The sequence below is a fragment of the Owariibacterium komagatae genome, from assembly GCF_045865535.1.
GTDB lineage: Bacteria > Bacillota > Clostridia > Oscillospirales > Ruminococcaceae > Ruthenibacterium > Ruthenibacterium komagatae.
In genome coordinates this window covers 2,882,440-2,897,129 of record NZ_AP031406.1, presented here as the reverse complement: position 1 = coordinate 2,897,129, position 14,690 = coordinate 2,882,440, and the positions used below count along the sequence as shown (strand labels likewise).

The following is a 14,690-nucleotide window of genomic DNA, read 5'->3' as shown; positions in this document are numbered from 1 at the left end:
CCGGTGGAGCGGGTGTGGCCAACCGCGGCCGACCTCTTCCACACCGCCTGGCGGCGGAACTGGCAGGCGTTTTCCTGATGCGGAAAAAAGCATGAGACAGCCAAAGGCCCCCGGCGAAAAGCCGAGGGCCTGCTTCATTCTCACTTCACCCAATGAGCCACGGCATCCCGCAGGAAGCGGGCGCAGCCGGGCACTCGTTTGTCGTAGTAGGCGGTGAACCGCTCGTCCATCACATAGAGCTCCGCGATCCCCCGGTGCCTGGCCGGGTCGTACTGCTTCCCGGTAATGGTGAGCCACCGGCGGTGGAGGGCGGTGATCTCCTTGCCCTCTTGATCTTCCGGGGACAGCCCGGCCTGGACGGCTGCCTCCAGCCGCTCCTGGATCTCCCGGCCCAGGTCCGTCCATTCCTGATACTGCGCCTGGGTCAGGCCCATCACCGCGGCGTTGGCCTCGTCCACCTCCTGGTCGCCATACTTGGTCCGGATCTCCGCTCCGTAGACTTCCTCATTATGGGTTACCGTGCGCCGCTTGAACGCCTCAAATTTCTGCTCGTCGCTCATGATCTCGTTCCTTTCTTCCGCTCCGATGGTGTCTTTCACCGACCGGATGAGCTGTTCCAGCCGCTCCCGCTCCGCCTCCAGCGCGGCCAGGTGGTTTCGCAGGGCGGCCAGACGGTCAAAGGAGGGATCGTCCAGACATTCCTTGATCTGGGCCAGCTCCACCCCGAGGGCCCGGTAATAGAGAATGTCCTGCAGCCGGTCTACTTCCGCCCCGCCATAGTAGCGGTAGCCGCTCTCCGCCACCCGGCTGGGCTTGAGCAGGTCGATCTGGTCGTACCAGCGCAGGGTGCGGGTGGTCACCCCGGACAGGCGCGACAGCTCCTGAATGGAATACTCCATGAAACATCCCTCCTTACGGATACTATACCAGTTGACGGAGCGTCAAAGTCAAGGGAAGCTTTCAATTTGACGATTCTTTTTCTTTCGGCAACCGAACAATACCATAGAAAGAGAGAAATGGCCACTAAAAAACTGATTTTCTTTTAACCGCAGAGCGAACGAAAGCCGCCCGGTTGCTTTCAAATCAAACATGACATACAGTTGTCCTGTTTCTATGGTATAATGCAGATAAAAGAAGGAAAGGCGGTGCATCCCATGAAAATGGAGCGGCTCATTGGCATCCTGTCCATCCTGCTCCAGCGGGAGAGGGTCACCGCCCCGGAGCTGGCGGAGCAGTTTGAGGTGTCCCGGCGAACCATCCAGCGGGACATCGAATCTCTGTGCCGGGCGGGCATCCCCATCGCCACCGCTCAGGGCGCGGGCGGCGGCATCTCCATCATGGAGGGCTACCGGGTGGACCGGACGGTGCTCACCGCCCCGGAGATGCAGGCCATCCTAGCGGGACTCAGGAGCCTGGACAGCGTCAGCGGCACCCGGCGCTATGCCCAGCTGATGGAGAAGCTGTCCGCCGGGACGGGCGCTCTGGTACCCGGCGGGGCCCACATGCTCATCGACCTTTCCTCCTGGTACAAGACCAGCCTGCCGCCCAAGGTCGAGCTGATTCAGAGTGCCATCGAGCAGCACCGCGCCATCCGCTTTACCTATTTCTCCCCCAAGGGGGAATCGGTGCGCACTGTGGAGCCCTGCTATCTGGTGTTCCACTGGTCGGCCTGGTATGTGTGGGGCTGGTGCCGGAGCCGGGAGGATTTCCGGCTGTTCAAGCTGAACCGCATGACGGATCTCACCGCCGGGGAGGGCTTTCCGCCCCGGGCTGCGCCCCTGCCGGATCTGGAGCCGGAGCGGCTCTTTCCGGCGAAGTATCAGGTCACCGTACTCTTTGAACCCAGCTGCCGCTGGCGGCTGGTGGAGGAATACGGGGCGGACCGCCTCACTACGGAGCCGGACAGTCGGCTGCGCTTCACCGGCGGCTTTCCTGACGCGGACAGCGTCCTCAGCTGGGTGCTCACCTTTGGGGATAAGGCGGAACTGGTGGAGCCGGAGGAGCTGCGGGAGCAGCTGGGACAGCTGGCCGAAACACTGGCCCATCGTTACAGGAGGGATTGAGATGGCCTCTCATCAGAACTTTGTGGACTATGTGGCCGAACAGCTACGGGAGGCCGGGACCATCCGCAGCCGGAAGATGTTCGGGGAGTACGGTCTCTACTGCGACGGCGTGTTCTTCGCCGTCATCTGCGGCGATCAGTTCTTTGTGAAGGTCACCCCGGCGGGCGAGGCGGCCTTTCCCAATCTGCCCAAGGCTCCGCCCTATGAGGGGGCCAGAGACTATATCTGGGTGGAGGATGTGGATGATCGGGACACCATGACCGCCCTCACCCGCCTGACTTGCCTGGCGCTTCAGGAGCAGCCGAAAAAACGGAGGAAATGACCATGGTCTTTGACTACAAGAAAGAGTACAAGGAGTTCTATCTGCCGCCCAGAACGCCGGGCATCGTCACGGTGCCCGCCATGAACTTTCTGGCGGTGCGGGGGCAGGGCGATCCCAACGAAGAGCACGGCGTCTACAAACAGGCTCTGGAGCAGCTCTACGCGGTGGCCTACACCATCAAGATGAGCAAGCGGAACCCGCCGGAGGGCTATTTCGAGTATGTGGTGCCGCCGCTGGAGGGCCTGTGGTGGCAGGAGGGCGTCCGCGGGGTGGACTATACCCGCAAGGCGGACTTTCGGTGGATCTCCCTCATCCGCCTGCCGGAGTTTGTGACCAAGGCGGTCTTTGACCGGGCCGTCCGGGAAGCGACGGAAAAGAAACAGCGGGACTTCGCCCAGGTGGAGTTCTTCTCCTGGGCGGAGGGTCTGTGCGTCCAGTGTATGCACATCGGCCCCTATGACGATGAGCCCGCCACCGTGGCGGCCATGGAGGAATACGCCAGGGAGCAGGGCTATGGGCCGGATTTCAGCCAGGGCCGGTTCCACCATGAGATCTACCTGAGCGACGTGCGGCGGTGCCAGTCGGGAAAGCTGAAAACTGTCATCCGACAGCCCATTAAACGGACGGAGTGATGAAAGAGATGGACACGATCATTCGCGAAATACGCCCGGAGGAATATACCTTTTTGCGGGAATTTCTCTATCAGGCCATCTATCTCCCGAAAGGCGTGGAGCCGCCGCCCCGGTCCGTGGTGGATTGGCCGGAGCTGCAGGTCTATATTGAGGGCTTCGGCACACGTCCCGGCGACCATTGTCTGGTTGCTGAGGTTGGAGGAAAAGTGGTAGGGGCGGCGTGGTGCCGCATCATGGAGGACTACGGCCACATCGACAACGACACCCCCTCCCTGGCCATCTCATTGCTGCCGGAGTATCGCGGAAAAGGCATCGGGACACGGCTGTTGAACGATCTTTTACTTCTGCTCCAGGAGAATGGATACCGGCGGGCATCCCTCTCCGTCCAGAAGGAAAACCCGGCCCTGTGCCTCTACCAGCGAGCGGGCTTCCGAATCGCGGCAGAAAAGGGTACGGAATATCTGATGCTTTGGGATGCTGCCCAGGCGATGGAGCAGGAGAATATGGATATGGATGCAGAAAAACAGCGGGAAAGTAAGATCCAGCAGTGGTTTTCCATGTGGCTGGACAAGCAGGATACGGGCATTGAGGATTTCTTCGCCCTCGACGCCGTCTACATCGAGAGCTGGGGGCCGGAGTACCACGGAAGTGGGAAGATCAAGCTGTGGTTTGACGAGTGGAACACCCGTGGCACCGTGGAGCGGTGGGACATCCGGCAGTATTTCCACAAGGGAGACCAGACTGTGGTGGAGTGGGCCTTCCAATGCGCCATGACGGATGGCACCGTCCAGAGCTTTGACGGGCTCTCCCTCATCCGCTGGAACGAAGCGGGCCAGATCTGCTTTTTGCAGGAATTCGGGTGCAACGAAAACCGCTACGACCCCTACGCCCAGGGGGACACCCCGGTGTTCCGGGAGGAACCGGCACTGTGGTTTTAACGGAGGGAGTGACATGAAAGGCTTTACCAGAGAAGAGACCCGCTTCTCCCTGTGCGGTCTCAACTGCGCCCTCTGCTCCATGTACCTGGGCGGGTACTGCCCCGGCTGCGGCGGCGGTGCGGGCAACCAGAGCTGCGCCATCGCCAAGTGCTCCCTGGCCCACGGCGGGGTATCGTTTTGCTGGGAGTGTCCGGAGTACCCCTGCTCCCGCTATGATGGCTTCGACGACGGGGACTCCTTCGTCCCCCACCGGAACCGGCAGCAGGATATCGCCCGTGCCCAGGAACTGGGGCTGGAGGCGTACCTCGCTCAGTTAGAGGAAAAGCGCGCCATATTGGACACACTTCTGGCGGGCTACAACGACGGCCGCCGCAAGACGCTCTTCCATACGGCGGTCTATCTTCTGCCGCTGGGGGAGTTACAGGCCGTGATGGCTGACTTGGACAGCCGGCCGGAGCTGGCCGGACAACCCATCAAGGAGCGGGCCCTCGTTGCCGTGGAACTGCTCCAGCAGGCGGCGGACCGCCGGAGCATCAGCCTGAAGCTGAACAAAAAAGAGAAGAAGGGGTGAGTTTATGCCGACTTCCAAGGTGAGCGTCCACTTCTCCTGCCCGGTGGAGCGGGTGTGGCAGGTGGTGACTGACCTTTCCAACACCGCCTGGCGCAGCGACCTCAAACGGGTAGAAGTGCTGGACGAGTCCCACTTCGTAGAACACACCAAGAGCGGCTATGCCACGAACTTCACCGTCACGGCCTGTGAACCGCTCCGCCGCTGGGCCTTTACCATGGAGAACGGCAATATGTCCGGCTCCTGGGAGGGGATCTTTGAAACGGCAGAGGACGGTACCCGGCTCCATTGCACCGAAACTGTCAACGCCAAGCGCTGGTGGATGCGCCCCTTTGCACCCGGCTATCTGAGGCGTCAGCAGAGGCTGTACCTGGACGATCTGCGGCGGGAACTGCAAAAATAGGGGCTGTTAGTTTGCGTTGCTTGCGGCAACGGGCCGCTTTGCCTACAATGGGGGCGAAAGGAGTGAAGCCCGATGCTCAATGAAAACATCAAAGCCATTCGAAGATCCAAGGGGCTCTCCCAACAGGAGCTGGCCGTCAAGCTGAACGTGGTGCGGCAGACCGTTTCCAAATGGGAGCAAGGTTTGTCCGTCCCGGACGCCGACCTGCTCCTCGCCCTGTCGGAGGCGTTGGAGACGCCTGTCAGCACGTTGCTGGGCGAAACAGTGACAGAGTCGGAGGCGGATGAGGTGAAGGCTCTCGCGGAAAAGCTGGAGGTCATCAATCTGCAGTTTGCCCGGAGAAAGGCCCTGCGGCGCTCGGTCCTCCACTGGGGGTTCATCTCAGTGTGCGTGGGCATCCTGGCTGTGGCCTTCATTTTGGCGATGGCAGGCAGCCCCTACCTGGGCTGGGATTACAGCGCCCCGGAGACCGCTGTCATGGGGGTGGCCATCCATGCCTTTGAATGGGGCTTTGTCCGCCTGGCCCCCTTCGTCCTGATCGCGGCGGCGGCAGGCGTTTTCCTGACGCGGAAAAGAAGAGGATAGAGGCTACGAAGGCCCCTGGCTTTTTGCCAGGGGCCTTTGTAGGAACGACAGTATGGGAGTCACCCTTTCGTCATTCTCAGAGAAACAGTTCGTTCTTCTTGGGTACGCTGCAGATCTTCTTCATCTTGCCTGCGGCAACCGCTGTCAGGATAGGGTTGATGCTTCGTGCATGAACCGGACAGATGCTGACGCAGCGCATACAGCTGATGCATGTTTTATGATCTGTTTTGGAGGGATCTGCCGCTGGAATCGCCTGAATGGGACATTGCTTAGCGCACAGTCCACAGCTCGTACAGTTCTTCTTGGCGGAGGGCTTGATGGGAATCCCGGAATACTCCCTGAATGGATCATTGCCGGGAACGGCCAGGTCATTCGGGATTCGCCCCTCCTCCAGACACCGGCGGATCTCTTTGGCAAATCGAGACAGTTCCGCCAGATCATCGGAATCGGGACGGCCCGTGGCAAACTGGCGCATGATGGAATGTTCCGCCACGGCAGCCACGGCCGCGGCGCAGCGGAAACCGGCACGCTTCAGGCAGGTTTTCAGTTCCAACAGCGTGTCATCATAGGCCCGGTTTCCATAGACCACCACCAGAATGGCCATTGCGCCGTTGGCGCGGATGCGCTCCAGCCGTTCCGCCGCGATGGCCGAGACCCGGCCGCCAAAGGAGGGGACGGCCACGACACAGACGTCCTCTTTATCCAGAGAAATCTGGGAAAAATCCATGTTGGCATCAGTCAGGTCAATGGTGCTGACCTCCCGCCCGAATACCTCCGCAAAGGGAGCGGCAGCCTTTTTTGTGCCTCCCGTGGGGCTGAATAGGATTTGATAGATCCTCATTTGTGTTCTCCTTCTTCCTGATAGGTCGGGCAGTGTTTCATCTGCCGGACGGCATCCTGCAGCAGTTCCGACACAGCCAGCAGGCTGCTGCTTGCAGAATCCAGATAATAGTAATTTTTCGTCCCTTCCCGCCGGAATGTGATGATCCCCGCATCCTTCAGAACCTTTAGATGGTGGGACACCGCCGCGCGGGAGAGATTCGTGCTTGCTTGGAGTTCTCCCACCCGCAGACCCCCTGTTCCGCAATTCTCAATGAACACCCGGAGAATAAGCTGGCGGGTCTCGTCTCCAATCGCGCAGAACGCTGGGCGGCAGGCCTGGAATTGCTGCGCCAGCTGATTGCCGCTCGTTGGTTCAGCCATTTGTTCACCTCCGTCCTCCATGATCGACGCGCATGAACCATTATAGCATAAACTACAGCGCGCGGATGATTGGTCAAGAAAATCGAGTTCATTGGGACACTGACCGATCAACCATCAGGCCAGGGGCAACAGCCAGTTGCTTTGCTTTTTGTTCCCAGTGTGGTATGCTTCGGGTAAGGTGGTGATCAATATGGAACCCAAAGAGATCCTTCTGGAGCTGCGCGCCAGGCGCGGCTTTTCCCAGGAGCAGCTGGCAGAAAAGGTCCACGTGACCCGGCAGGCGGTTTCCCGCTGGGAGACCGGCGAAACGGTGCCAAATACGGAAACGCTAAAGCTGCTCTCCAAACTGTTTGACGTCTCCATCAACACCCTGCTGGGCTCGCCCCGGCAGCTGGTCTGCCAGTGCTGCGGCATGCCTCTGGAGGACGCTAATATCAGCCGGGAGCCGGACGGCGCTTTCAACGAGGCGTACTGCAAGTGGTGCTATACCGACGGGAAATTTGTCTACACCAGCCTGGAGGAGCTGCTGGATTTTCTGGAGGGCCACATGGCCAATGAAGCCTGGCCCCCGGAACAGGTCAGAGCCTACTTTGCAGCCCAGCTGCCAAAACTGAATCATTGGAAGCAGAGATAAGCAAGGCTCCCGCCCTCGGAATTTCAGAGGGTGGGAGCCTTGCTTTTATGCGGCCCGGATGTCTCTCTGCTCGGGTATGGAATTTTGCGCAGACTTGCAGTATAATGACCCAGGCATCCTGTTTTACCCATTCCGGAGGAGATCCAATATGACCTTTTATGAATTCGGAGAGGATACGCGCCCCCACATCATGCTGATCCACGGCGGTGGAAACGCTTGGTGGAACTACCTGCGGCAGGCCCGTGTCCTGGCCCAGCACTACCATGTGATCCTGCCCACGCTGGATGGCCATGGCGGGGCATATCAAACGCCCTATGTTTCCACCGAGCGAACCGCCGACCAGCTCATGGACTATATCCAGCGGCATTGCGGCGGACATCTCTTCGCCCTGTGCGGAGTTTCCTTGGGCGGCCAGATCGTGATGGAGCTTTTGGCACGGAAGCCGGATCTTACCGAAAAAGCCATCGTTGATGGCAGCCTTTGTTACCCGCAGCCCATGATGGCCCGGTTCTGCATCGCCTCGGTATGGCTGTTTGGATGGATGCTGTTCAGCGAATGGGCGTGCCGCCTTCAGCTGAAGCTTATGTCCAAGCTGCTGCCCAAAGAGATGACCTATCCCCGGGAGATCCAGGAATACTATCTGCGGGAGATGCCCAGAACGCCGCGAAAAACCTTATACACCATGTACCGGACCTATATGGCGCAATACCGCGTGAAAGAAAGCGTGAGAAACAGCCATGCCCAGGTCATGTATTGGTACGGGGAAAAGGAGATGAAGTGTGTCAAGAACTCCGCCCGTATGTTCCAGCGGCTGCTTCCCACCTGCCGGATCTACGAGGCAAAAGGATACGGGCACGGCTATCTGTCCGTCTATCTGCCGGAGGAATGGCTGCGCATCGCACTTCCTTTCTTTGAAGGCAAAGATCCCAATGCCCCCGGCAAATAGCCGCACATAGGAAACAGGCATTTTATGTTTTGGTGTACCAGGTATACAATAGAAACAAATGTATAAGGAGGAATCGCTATGCGCAAGAATTTTGGAGCCAAGCCCTGGACTTATCCCCAGCCGGTCTTTATTCTGGCCACCTACAATGAGGACGGCACCCCCGACGCCATGAACGCGGCCTGGGGCGGCATCAGCGAGGATAAGGAGCTGAGCATGTGCATCAGCGCCGAGCATAAGACCACCGCCAACATCCTGGCCCGCAAGGCGTTCACCGTGAGCATGGCCACAGCGGAGCAGACAGTGGCCTGCGACTATGTAGGCATTGAGTCCGGCAATAAAGTGGCGGACAAGGTGACAAAGGCCGGCTGGCACACCACCAAGTCGGAGTTTGTGGACGCGCCCCTCATCGATGAGCTGCCCATGGCGGTGGAGTGCCGCCTGGTGAGCTACGACCCGGAGAGCTGCCGTCTGGTGGGCGAGATCGTCAACGTGTGCGCCGACGAGTCCGTTTTGGGCGCTGACGGGAAGATCGACCCGGACAAGCTGCGGCCCATCACCTTTGACCCCATCCACAACGCATACCGGGTGCTGGGCGAGAAGGTGGGCAACGCCTTCCGGGACGGCGTCAAGCTGAAATGACCGGCTGATTTGCTCTGAGACAGAAATGAGGGACAGAGGCGTGGCCTCTGTCCCTCATTTATTTTGACCGCCGATTACCACCGCCCCTTCTTCTGCCGCCTGCGGAAGTCCTCCTCGATGGCGTCCTTCCAGTGCTTGTCCAGGGGCGCGCTGCACCGGACAGCGGCCACCGCCTGGCCCACCACCTCGTAGTTGAGGCGGGTACCCACGCTGTCGCAGTGGTAGTTCACCGCCCGGTCAGGAGCGATGCCCAGATGGCCAGCCGTCTCCACCGCAGCATAAATACTCCTGTACTGTGCTGCTGGGAGCAGAACACAGCATTGGAGTAATCTGCTTTCATGGACCGGTCACCGGGGGTAAGCGGGCTTCATTTGCTTCATATGATGGACAATGATGAACCTCAGAAAGCGAACATAGCCAAGTGTCCGTTTAGCATAGCAGAGTGAAATATTTTACTGCATTTATTCGCCGGAACCCAACAGCCAAGACTTTCCAAATTATTATCCGGTTGTACATAAGGAGATCATAATAGTGCATATAATTAGACTTAAAGGTCATTTTCGGAGGCTATTTTTACTCTTAACGAATCCCGTATAGCTTTAATTGCTTGCGGACGCTTAAGATAGTTGTCGTTACCGGTAATAGTTGCAGCAAGTTCTTCTGGCGAGGCAGTCGTAATCAAGTTGAGATACGACATAGCCCGAGAGGTCCCTACATAAAAAATATTTCGCTTTCTATCATTTTCAAAAGTTTCGCTATCAATGTCAATGCATATGACTGCCATTGCCTCAAGACCTTTGAATTTGCGAACGGTTGTGAACAATATGCCATTACTATTTTTATCCTTTGTTAGCATATAACCCCCGGATAGACGGAAATCATCCTCTGTAAGAATGGACTTTCCCTCAGGCTTCATGGACAAAACAACTATATCTGTCCCAGCTAATCCAGCTGAAATATACTTACGGATAAGTCTGCAAAGATATTCTTTGAGAATCGACTTGTCTTCAGCAAAGAACAAATTTGGTTTTATGGTACCGCCAACCGCGCTTTCCCGCCTCATCCTAATTCGATTTTCATCAATTCCAATGGGCCGTGTGGATGTAATGGCAATTTCTTTTGTATTACGGCAATTTCTTGATAAAACCAGCCTGCAGTCCATCTTATCAAGCCATTCTGGGTATCGCAATCCCTGTACAAACTGGTTCCTATCATAAAAAACATAGAAGTTACCATGATGTGCCTGCGCAATATCATGCAGCAATTGCAGGTGTATATCCGCAAAATCCTGTCCTTCATCAACAACAATATGTTTGAAGGGCAACTCATATTCATCCCAATCCATCAGAAACTCCGAAATTGTATCCGTACGTTCATCAGGTGATCGAGTAAATGCACCCGTAAAGGCACCGACAAGGCCATCCAGAGTAAAGAACGAAATATTGGTCGAATCGGGGCAGGTTTCTTCGAGATGAGTCTTCAAGAAACGATTAAAACATAGGAACAGGACACGATCCGTTTGGGCCAGATTCTTTGCTTTTTGTATCGCCAAAACTGTTTTTCCCGTTCCAGCGACACCATGAATCGCCGCCTCTTCCTGCTCCTCAAGATAATCCAGCAAGTACATTTGCTCTGTAGTCATCCTCCGGAACAACGCTTTTGCAGCCAGAGTCCTGCTGCGCATAGTTTGAACTACCCCAAATTCTGGAGCCAATGTATCAAGCACTTTGGATGTCATCTCTTCAGACGGCTCAACTTTTCGCACATCATAGGGAGCTGCACGCAAGTTCTTCCACTTTGTAAGATGAGTTATCAGAAATCACTTCAGGTAGGTCTGAAAGAAGTTCTGAATCTTATCAAAGGGGATGACTTCCAGATTATCATACAGATCTGTATGCACGGCACCGGGGATAATCATCAGTTCCTTGTTGTCCGGATTCGGGTTTCCTGCCAGCATTTGAGCATAGGCATCACGACCCATGTAGCAGGAGTGTGCCCGCTCTCCGTGAAGGATGAGCACCGCCGAACGGATTTCATTGGCATACTGAAGAATGGACTGGTTCAAGAAAGACAACGTACCAATGGAATTCCAACCTTCATTGGAATTCAGGGAGCGGGAGTGATAAGCCCGGCCCTTGTAATATTCACTGTAATCCTTCACAAAGAAAGGTACATCTTCCGGCACAGGCAGAGCTAAGCAGCCACCCGCCCGTCCATATTCGCCGCTGCGATAGATTGCCGTCCGCGCAGCACTGTAAGCCTCACGGGACTGATGGCGGGCCTCCTCACTGTCGGATTCGTCAAAGTAACCCTTAGCGGCGATGCGGCTCATATCGTACATGGTGGAAACCACAGTAGCTTTGACCCGTGTATCGATGGCCGCTGTGTTTAGAGCCAAGCCACCCCAACCGCAGATTCCCAAGATACCAATACGCTCCGAATCCACATTACCCTGAACGGAGAGAAAATCCACCGCTGCCTGGAAATCCTCGGTATTGATATCTGGAGAGGCCGTGTATCGGGGGGCCCCACCGCTCTCGCCGGTGAAAGAGGGATCGAAGGCTATGGTCAGGAATCCTTTCTCTGCCAGAGTTTGGGCATAGAGGCCCGAACACTGCTCTTTTACAGCGCCGAAGGGGCCGCAGACTGCAATAGCCGCCAACCTTTCCTGTGCGTCCTTTGGCTTGTACAAATCCGCCGCCAGGGTGATGCCATAGCGATTGAGAAAGGTGACCTTCTCGTGATTCACACGATCACTCTTGGGAAAGGTCTTGTCCCACTCTTGGGTAAGATGAAGTTTTTCCGGTTTCAACATATTCAATTGCCTCCTAGCTTGGATAATTTTTGTCAACAAGTGGTATTGGGTGGAATCCCCTTGAAAATGAAGTTAAAAAGCGCATTCTCCTAGCATGCACCTTTGTGGCCATATGGTCACTCTCCTAAAGAGAAGGTAACCGATACATCTCCACTGCCCAGGGCATCCGTCCAACCGGTGAGGTCGTCGATCTTTCCCAGTCGGGTGTAACTCCAGGAGTTAGAGCCGTAGAAAATAACGATCTGACTGCCTTGGTAAAGCACAATGTCCCCCGCCTGGGTGGTAGTCTGACTATTGCTGGCAGGCAAATTGGCGCCCAGCTCCCCTACCTTTTCAAAACCGGCATACTCGCTCATCTGGAGTGTCAACGGGCCACTCTCCATCATTTTCACCAGCGCGTCCACAGCGGCGTTGTCCTCCAGGGTTGCGGTAAAGGTATGCGCCCCAATGTGCACATTCATCTTCATCTCTGCATTCTCCTCCGTATCTCCGGGCTCTTGTCCCGGAAGCTGTGAAGTTTCATTTTGAGCTTCCTTCACGGGCGGCGCATCCAACTCACTCTCCGGAGCGGTCGTTTCATGTTCCGATTGCACATCAGAAGACATACCGAGCGACTGCGGTGCCGTCTGCTGTTCGCTACCACAGGCGAACAGCACTAAGGCCATCAAACAGCATAGCAGAACGGGGATTGATTTTTTACTCAATTGTATCACCGCCTCTTTTGATCTATGGATCTGCTTACATGCAGACCACTTGATTTTGGAGTCCCACTCGCCGGCCTCAGAGAACCATTTTATTCTTTCCGGGAGTGGCGCTTTTCCATCTGATAGACCAGATAATCCAAACAGTCGATTCGCCGCTCTTCTTTGTGCAGGCATTCCAAAAGTTTGCGCCGGTGATCAGCCAACAGTTGCAGCTGCTCGCGATATTGACCGGATCGTTCCAACGCTAGAAAGTGCTCCGCAAATTTGGCATTACATCCTGCGTCTTTCAAATTGTCACGCAGGGACTGCGCTGTCGGTTGCACAGCCGGTACTTCCTGATGTCTCATAAGCTTTTACAGGAAGGCGCCATTGCACACCTGGATAACCTGACCACGGACGGCTTTTCCCATTTTGCTGGCCAAGTACAGGCAAGCATATGCTTGATCCATAGGGTCGCACTCCGGGCCAGGAAAGTAGACGAAATGGCCGCTATGTTTCAGCATCTCCGCACCGCCAGGCTGCTCTCCGGCCTTATTGGCCAGATGGGCCGGGGTAACGGTGGAGCCGGGTGCTACGGCATTGCAACGAATATTGGTGTCAATGAGCCGCATGGCCACATTCTTGGTGAGCGTGTTCAGCGCCCCCTTCGTGGAGGTGTAGGTAGCACCGCAAAAGGGACGTGTACCATTCACCGAGGAAATATTAATGATGACACCATCATTTTTGGGCAGGAAAATTTTCAGTGCCTCCCGGATATACCGCATGGGTCCGCCCAAGTTGGTATTCATCACATACATCATTCACTCATCATCGGTTTCATCGATCATTTTCTGCTCTCCGATACCGGCATTGTTGATCAGAATATCCACATCGCCGAACTCCTGCAACGCTGTTTGAAAGACCTTTTTGGTGTCCTCGGTAGAGCACACATCTGCTACGACCCCTACCGCTTTTCCGCCCCTTGCACGGATTCCATCCACCACGTTATCGAGCTGCTGAGCATGGCGGGCAGTGATTACCACCGCAGCTCCCTCATCCGCGAAGAGTTCCGCCATGGTGCGTCCCATACCGTAACTGGCTCCGGTGATGACGGCAACTTTTCCCTTCAACATCTGTTGTTCCATATTCGTGACCTCTTTTCTGAATGTTGGCTCCATCTTGTCTCTGTCTATAGTTTAAATCCGACCACTATGCAAAGCAAATACTTATATACAATACAATTCCATAATTGACACTTATAGAAAAAGTCAATATACTATGCTCAAAGAGGTGATTGCTGTTGGAATTGCGTACTCTGCGCTATTTTCTTACCGTGGCCCGGGAACAGAACATCTCTGCAGCGGCAGAATCCCTGCACATCTCCCAGCCCGCTTTGTCCACTCAGTTAAAAGTGATGGAGGAAGAGTTGGGAAAGCAGCTTTTGATCCGGGGCACCAAAGGTTCCAGAAAAGTCGTTCTCACAGAAGAAGGCATGATTCTGCGCAAACGAGCGGAGGAGATTCTCTCTCTAGTACAAAAGGCAGAGGATGAGATCACCCATTCCGATGAAACCATTGTGGGCGATGTTGTGATCGGTGCCGGAGAGACCGACAATGTGCGTTTGCTGGCTCAGGCTGCAAGGGATCTGCAAAAACAATATCCAGATATTCACTACCACATCTCCAGTGGAAACGCAGAGTATGTGTTGGAATATCTGGATAAGGGGTTAATCGACTTCGGTCTGCTGTTCCGGAAACCGGATAAAAAGAAATACGAGTGGCTTCCTCTGCCCGTAGTGGACACCTGGGGCGTACTGATGCGCCGGGACGCCCCACTGGCCCGGAAGGCAGTTATCCGTCCGGAAGATCTGTGGGAATTGCCGCTTATCATCTCCCATCAGAAGGGGGAGGACCACCGTCTGGCCCAGTGGATGCGGAGAGCACGCTCGGAATTAAATGTTGTGGCAACCTACAATCTGGTGTTTAATGCCTCTCTCCTTGTGGACGAGGGGCTGGGCTACGCCCTGTGCTTTGATAAGCTAATCCACACGGATGGAACCAACCTGCGTTTCCGTCCATTTTCTCCCATCTTAGAATCGCCATGCTATATTGCTTGGAAGAAATATCAGATTTCCTCCAAGGCAGCAGGAAGATTTCTTCAGTCCGTGCAGAAAGTGATCTCTGTGCAACCGTCAGGACACGAAGTTGCCGCTTTCGATCCAGTGCATTCGGCGTTTCTGGAAGAGGATATTTGAGCTGC

19 protein-coding genes and 2 pseudogenes are annotated in these 14,690 nt (G+C 55.8%); 12 read left to right on the top strand and 9 right to left on the bottom strand.

The window, feature by feature from the left end:
- Positions 1–140: 140 nt before the first annotated feature.
- Positions 141–899 (bottom strand): MerR family transcriptional regulator, encoded by a 759-nt coding sequence (locus ACKTS9_RS14575; protein ID WP_407881654.1) that lies wholly within the window; start codon positions 897–899, stop codon positions 141–143.
- A 255-nt stretch (positions 900–1,154) separates the two neighbouring features.
- Between ACKTS9_RS14575 and ACKTS9_RS14570 the strand changes: the two genes are divergently transcribed.
- The 8 genes and pseudogenes from ACKTS9_RS14570 to ACKTS9_RS14535 all read left to right on the top strand — a co-directional run bounded on the left by ACKTS9_RS14570 (position 1,155) and on the right by ACKTS9_RS14535 (position 5,511).
- A complete protein-coding gene (locus ACKTS9_RS14570) occupies positions 1,155–2,063 on the top strand; it encodes a helix-turn-helix transcriptional regulator (protein WP_407881652.1) in 909 nt (302 codons plus the stop codon).
- 1 nt (position 2,064) lies between these two features.
- Positions 2,065–2,385 (top strand): TfoX/Sxy family protein, encoded by a 321-nt coding sequence (locus tag ACKTS9_RS14565; RefSeq protein ID WP_407881650.1) that lies wholly within the window; start codon positions 2,065–2,067, stop codon positions 2,383–2,385.
- A 2-nt stretch (positions 2,386–2,387) separates the two neighbouring features.
- Positions 2,388–3,017 (top strand): GyrI-like domain-containing protein, encoded by a 630-nt coding sequence (locus tag ACKTS9_RS14560; protein WP_407881648.1) that lies wholly within the window; start codon positions 2,388–2,390, stop codon positions 3,015–3,017.
- 8 nt (positions 3,018–3,025) lie between these two features.
- Positions 3,026–3,487, top strand: a pseudogene (locus tag ACKTS9_RS14555) (N-acetyltransferase family protein); the annotation flags it as partial.
- Between the two features lie 33 nt (positions 3,488–3,520).
- Positions 3,521–3,955, top strand: coding sequence for a nuclear transport factor 2 family protein (locus tag ACKTS9_RS14550; RefSeq protein WP_407882140.1), 435 nt, complete (start codon positions 3,521–3,523; stop codon positions 3,953–3,955).
- A 13-nt stretch (positions 3,956–3,968) separates the two neighbouring features.
- Complete coding sequence (locus ACKTS9_RS14545; protein WP_407881646.1) at positions 3,969–4,526, top strand: DUF3795 domain-containing protein; 558 nt, start codon at positions 3,969–3,971, stop codon at positions 4,524–4,526.
- Positions 4,527–4,530: 4 nt separating this feature from the next.
- Entirely contained in the window at positions 4,531–4,926 is a 396-nt protein-coding gene (locus ACKTS9_RS14540; protein WP_407881643.1) for an SRPBCC family protein, read from the top strand.
- A 72-nt stretch (positions 4,927–4,998) separates the two neighbouring features.
- Complete coding sequence (locus ACKTS9_RS14535; protein ID WP_407881640.1) at positions 4,999–5,511, top strand: helix-turn-helix domain-containing protein; 513 nt, start codon at positions 4,999–5,001, stop codon at positions 5,509–5,511.
- 76 nt (positions 5,512–5,587) lie between these two features.
- Here ACKTS9_RS14535 and ACKTS9_RS14530 read toward each other — a convergent pair whose 3' ends face one another.
- The gene (locus tag ACKTS9_RS14530) at positions 5,588–6,352 is read right to left on the bottom strand and encodes a 4Fe-4S binding protein (protein WP_407881638.1); all 765 of its coding nucleotides are present in this window, start codon (positions 6,350–6,352) and stop codon (positions 5,588–5,590) included.
- Positions 6,349–6,714, bottom strand: a complete 366-nt coding sequence (locus ACKTS9_RS14525; RefSeq protein ID WP_349214087.1) for an ArsR/SmtB family transcription factor — start codon at positions 6,712–6,714, stop codon at positions 6,349–6,351. The genes ACKTS9_RS14530 and ACKTS9_RS14525 overlap by 4 nt, the downstream gene beginning before the upstream one ends.
- Before the next feature lie 190 nt (positions 6,715–6,904).
- Between ACKTS9_RS14525 and ACKTS9_RS14520 the strand changes: the two genes are divergently transcribed.
- The 3 genes from ACKTS9_RS14520 to ACKTS9_RS14510 all read left to right on the top strand — a co-directional run bounded on the left by ACKTS9_RS14520 (position 6,905) and on the right by ACKTS9_RS14510 (position 8,933).
- Complete coding sequence (locus ACKTS9_RS14520) at positions 6,905–7,348, top strand: zinc ribbon domain-containing protein (protein ID WP_349214089.1); 444 nt, start codon at positions 6,905–6,907, stop codon at positions 7,346–7,348.
- 148 nt (positions 7,349–7,496) lie between these two features.
- A complete protein-coding gene (locus tag ACKTS9_RS14515; RefSeq protein WP_349214090.1) occupies positions 7,497–8,294 on the top strand; it encodes an alpha/beta fold hydrolase in 798 nt (265 codons plus the stop codon).
- A 78-nt stretch (positions 8,295–8,372) separates the two neighbouring features.
- Positions 8,373–8,933: a flavin reductase family protein gene (locus ACKTS9_RS14510; RefSeq protein WP_262669878.1), complete on the top strand. Its 561-nt coding sequence runs from the start codon at positions 8,373–8,375 to the stop codon at positions 8,931–8,933.
- A gap of 74 nt (positions 8,934–9,007) precedes the next feature.
- Here ACKTS9_RS14510 and ACKTS9_RS14505 read toward each other — a convergent pair whose 3' ends face one another.
- The 6 genes and pseudogenes from ACKTS9_RS14505 to ACKTS9_RS14480 all read right to left on the bottom strand — a co-directional run bounded on the left by ACKTS9_RS14505 (position 9,008) and on the right by ACKTS9_RS14480 (position 13,564).
- Positions 9,008–9,163 (bottom strand): hypothetical protein, encoded by a 156-nt coding sequence (locus ACKTS9_RS14505; protein WP_407881634.1) that lies wholly within the window; start codon positions 9,161–9,163, stop codon positions 9,008–9,010.
- Between the two features lie 317 nt (positions 9,164–9,480).
- Positions 9,481–10,719 carry an ATP-binding domain-containing protein gene (locus ACKTS9_RS14500; RefSeq protein WP_407881632.1) on the bottom strand — a complete coding sequence of 413 codons (1,239 nt, stop codon included), beginning with the start codon at positions 10,717–10,719 and terminating at the stop codon, positions 9,481–9,483.
- Positions 10,720–10,752: 33 nt separating this feature from the next.
- Positions 10,753–11,745, bottom strand: coding sequence for an alpha/beta hydrolase (locus ACKTS9_RS14495; RefSeq protein WP_349214126.1), 993 nt, complete (start codon positions 11,743–11,745; stop codon positions 10,753–10,755).
- A 119-nt stretch (positions 11,746–11,864) separates the two neighbouring features.
- Positions 11,865–12,215, bottom strand: a complete 351-nt coding sequence (locus ACKTS9_RS14490) for a cyclophilin-like fold protein (RefSeq protein WP_407881630.1) — start codon at positions 12,213–12,215, stop codon at positions 11,865–11,867.
- A 326-nt stretch (positions 12,216–12,541) separates the two neighbouring features.
- Positions 12,542–12,775 carry a hypothetical protein gene (locus ACKTS9_RS14485; RefSeq protein ID WP_349214096.1) on the bottom strand — a complete coding sequence of 78 codons (234 nt, stop codon included), beginning with the start codon at positions 12,773–12,775 and terminating at the stop codon, positions 12,542–12,544.
- A 30-nt stretch (positions 12,776–12,805) separates the two neighbouring features.
- Positions 12,806–13,564, bottom strand: a pseudogene (locus ACKTS9_RS14480) (SDR family NAD(P)-dependent oxidoreductase).
- 167 nt (positions 13,565–13,731) lie between these two features.
- Here ACKTS9_RS14480 and ACKTS9_RS14475 point away from each other — a divergent pair.
- On the top strand, positions 13,732–14,685 hold the full coding sequence (locus tag ACKTS9_RS14475; RefSeq protein WP_349214098.1) for a LysR family transcriptional regulator: 954 nt from the start codon (positions 13,732–13,734) through the stop codon (positions 14,683–14,685).
- The last annotated feature ends 5 nt before the right edge of the window (positions 14,686–14,690 follow it).

What these genes read in the sequence shown, in the direction of transcription:
- ACKTS9_RS14515 (WP_349214090.1), top strand. Translation starts at nt 7,497, where the DNA reads ATGACCTTTTATGAATTCGGAGAGGATACGCGCCCCCACATCATGCTG.
- ACKTS9_RS14540 (WP_407881643.1), top strand. Translation starts at nt 4,531, where the DNA reads ATGCCGACTTCCAAGGTGAGCGTCCACTTCTCCTGCCCGGTGGAGCGG.
- ACKTS9_RS14510 (WP_262669878.1), top strand. Translation starts at nt 8,373, where the DNA reads ATGCGCAAGAATTTTGGAGCCAAGCCCTGGACTTATCCCCAGCCGGTC.
- ACKTS9_RS14490 (WP_407881630.1), bottom strand. Translation starts at nt 12,215, where the DNA reads ATGAAGATGAATGTGCACATTGGGGCGCATACCTTTACCGCAACCCTG.
- ACKTS9_RS14535 (WP_407881640.1), top strand. Translation starts at nt 4,999, where the DNA reads ATGCTCAATGAAAACATCAAAGCCATTCGAAGATCCAAGGGGCTCTCC.
- ACKTS9_RS14550 (WP_407882140.1), top strand. Translation starts at nt 3,521, where the DNA reads ATGGATATGGATGCAGAAAAACAGCGGGAAAGTAAGATCCAGCAGTGG.
- ACKTS9_RS14570 (WP_407881652.1), top strand. Translation starts at nt 1,155, where the DNA reads ATGAAAATGGAGCGGCTCATTGGCATCCTGTCCATCCTGCTCCAGCGG.
- ACKTS9_RS14560 (WP_407881648.1), top strand. Translation starts at nt 2,388, where the DNA reads ATGGTCTTTGACTACAAGAAAGAGTACAAGGAGTTCTATCTGCCGCCC.
- ACKTS9_RS14530 (WP_407881638.1), bottom strand. Translation starts at nt 6,352, where the DNA reads ATGAGGATCTATCAAATCCTATTCAGCCCCACGGGAGGCACAAAAAAG.
- ACKTS9_RS14520 (WP_349214089.1), top strand. Translation starts at nt 6,905, where the DNA reads ATGGAACCCAAAGAGATCCTTCTGGAGCTGCGCGCCAGGCGCGGCTTT.
- ACKTS9_RS14525 (WP_349214087.1), bottom strand. Translation starts at nt 6,714, where the DNA reads ATGGCTGAACCAACGAGCGGCAATCAGCTGGCGCAGCAATTCCAGGCC.
- ACKTS9_RS14545 (WP_407881646.1), top strand. Translation starts at nt 3,969, where the DNA reads ATGAAAGGCTTTACCAGAGAAGAGACCCGCTTCTCCCTGTGCGGTCTC.
- ACKTS9_RS14575 (WP_407881654.1), bottom strand. Translation starts at nt 899, where the DNA reads ATGGAGTATTCCATTCAGGAGCTGTCGCGCCTGTCCGGGGTGACCACC.
- ACKTS9_RS14565 (WP_407881650.1), top strand. Translation starts at nt 2,065, where the DNA reads ATGGCCTCTCATCAGAACTTTGTGGACTATGTGGCCGAACAGCTACGG.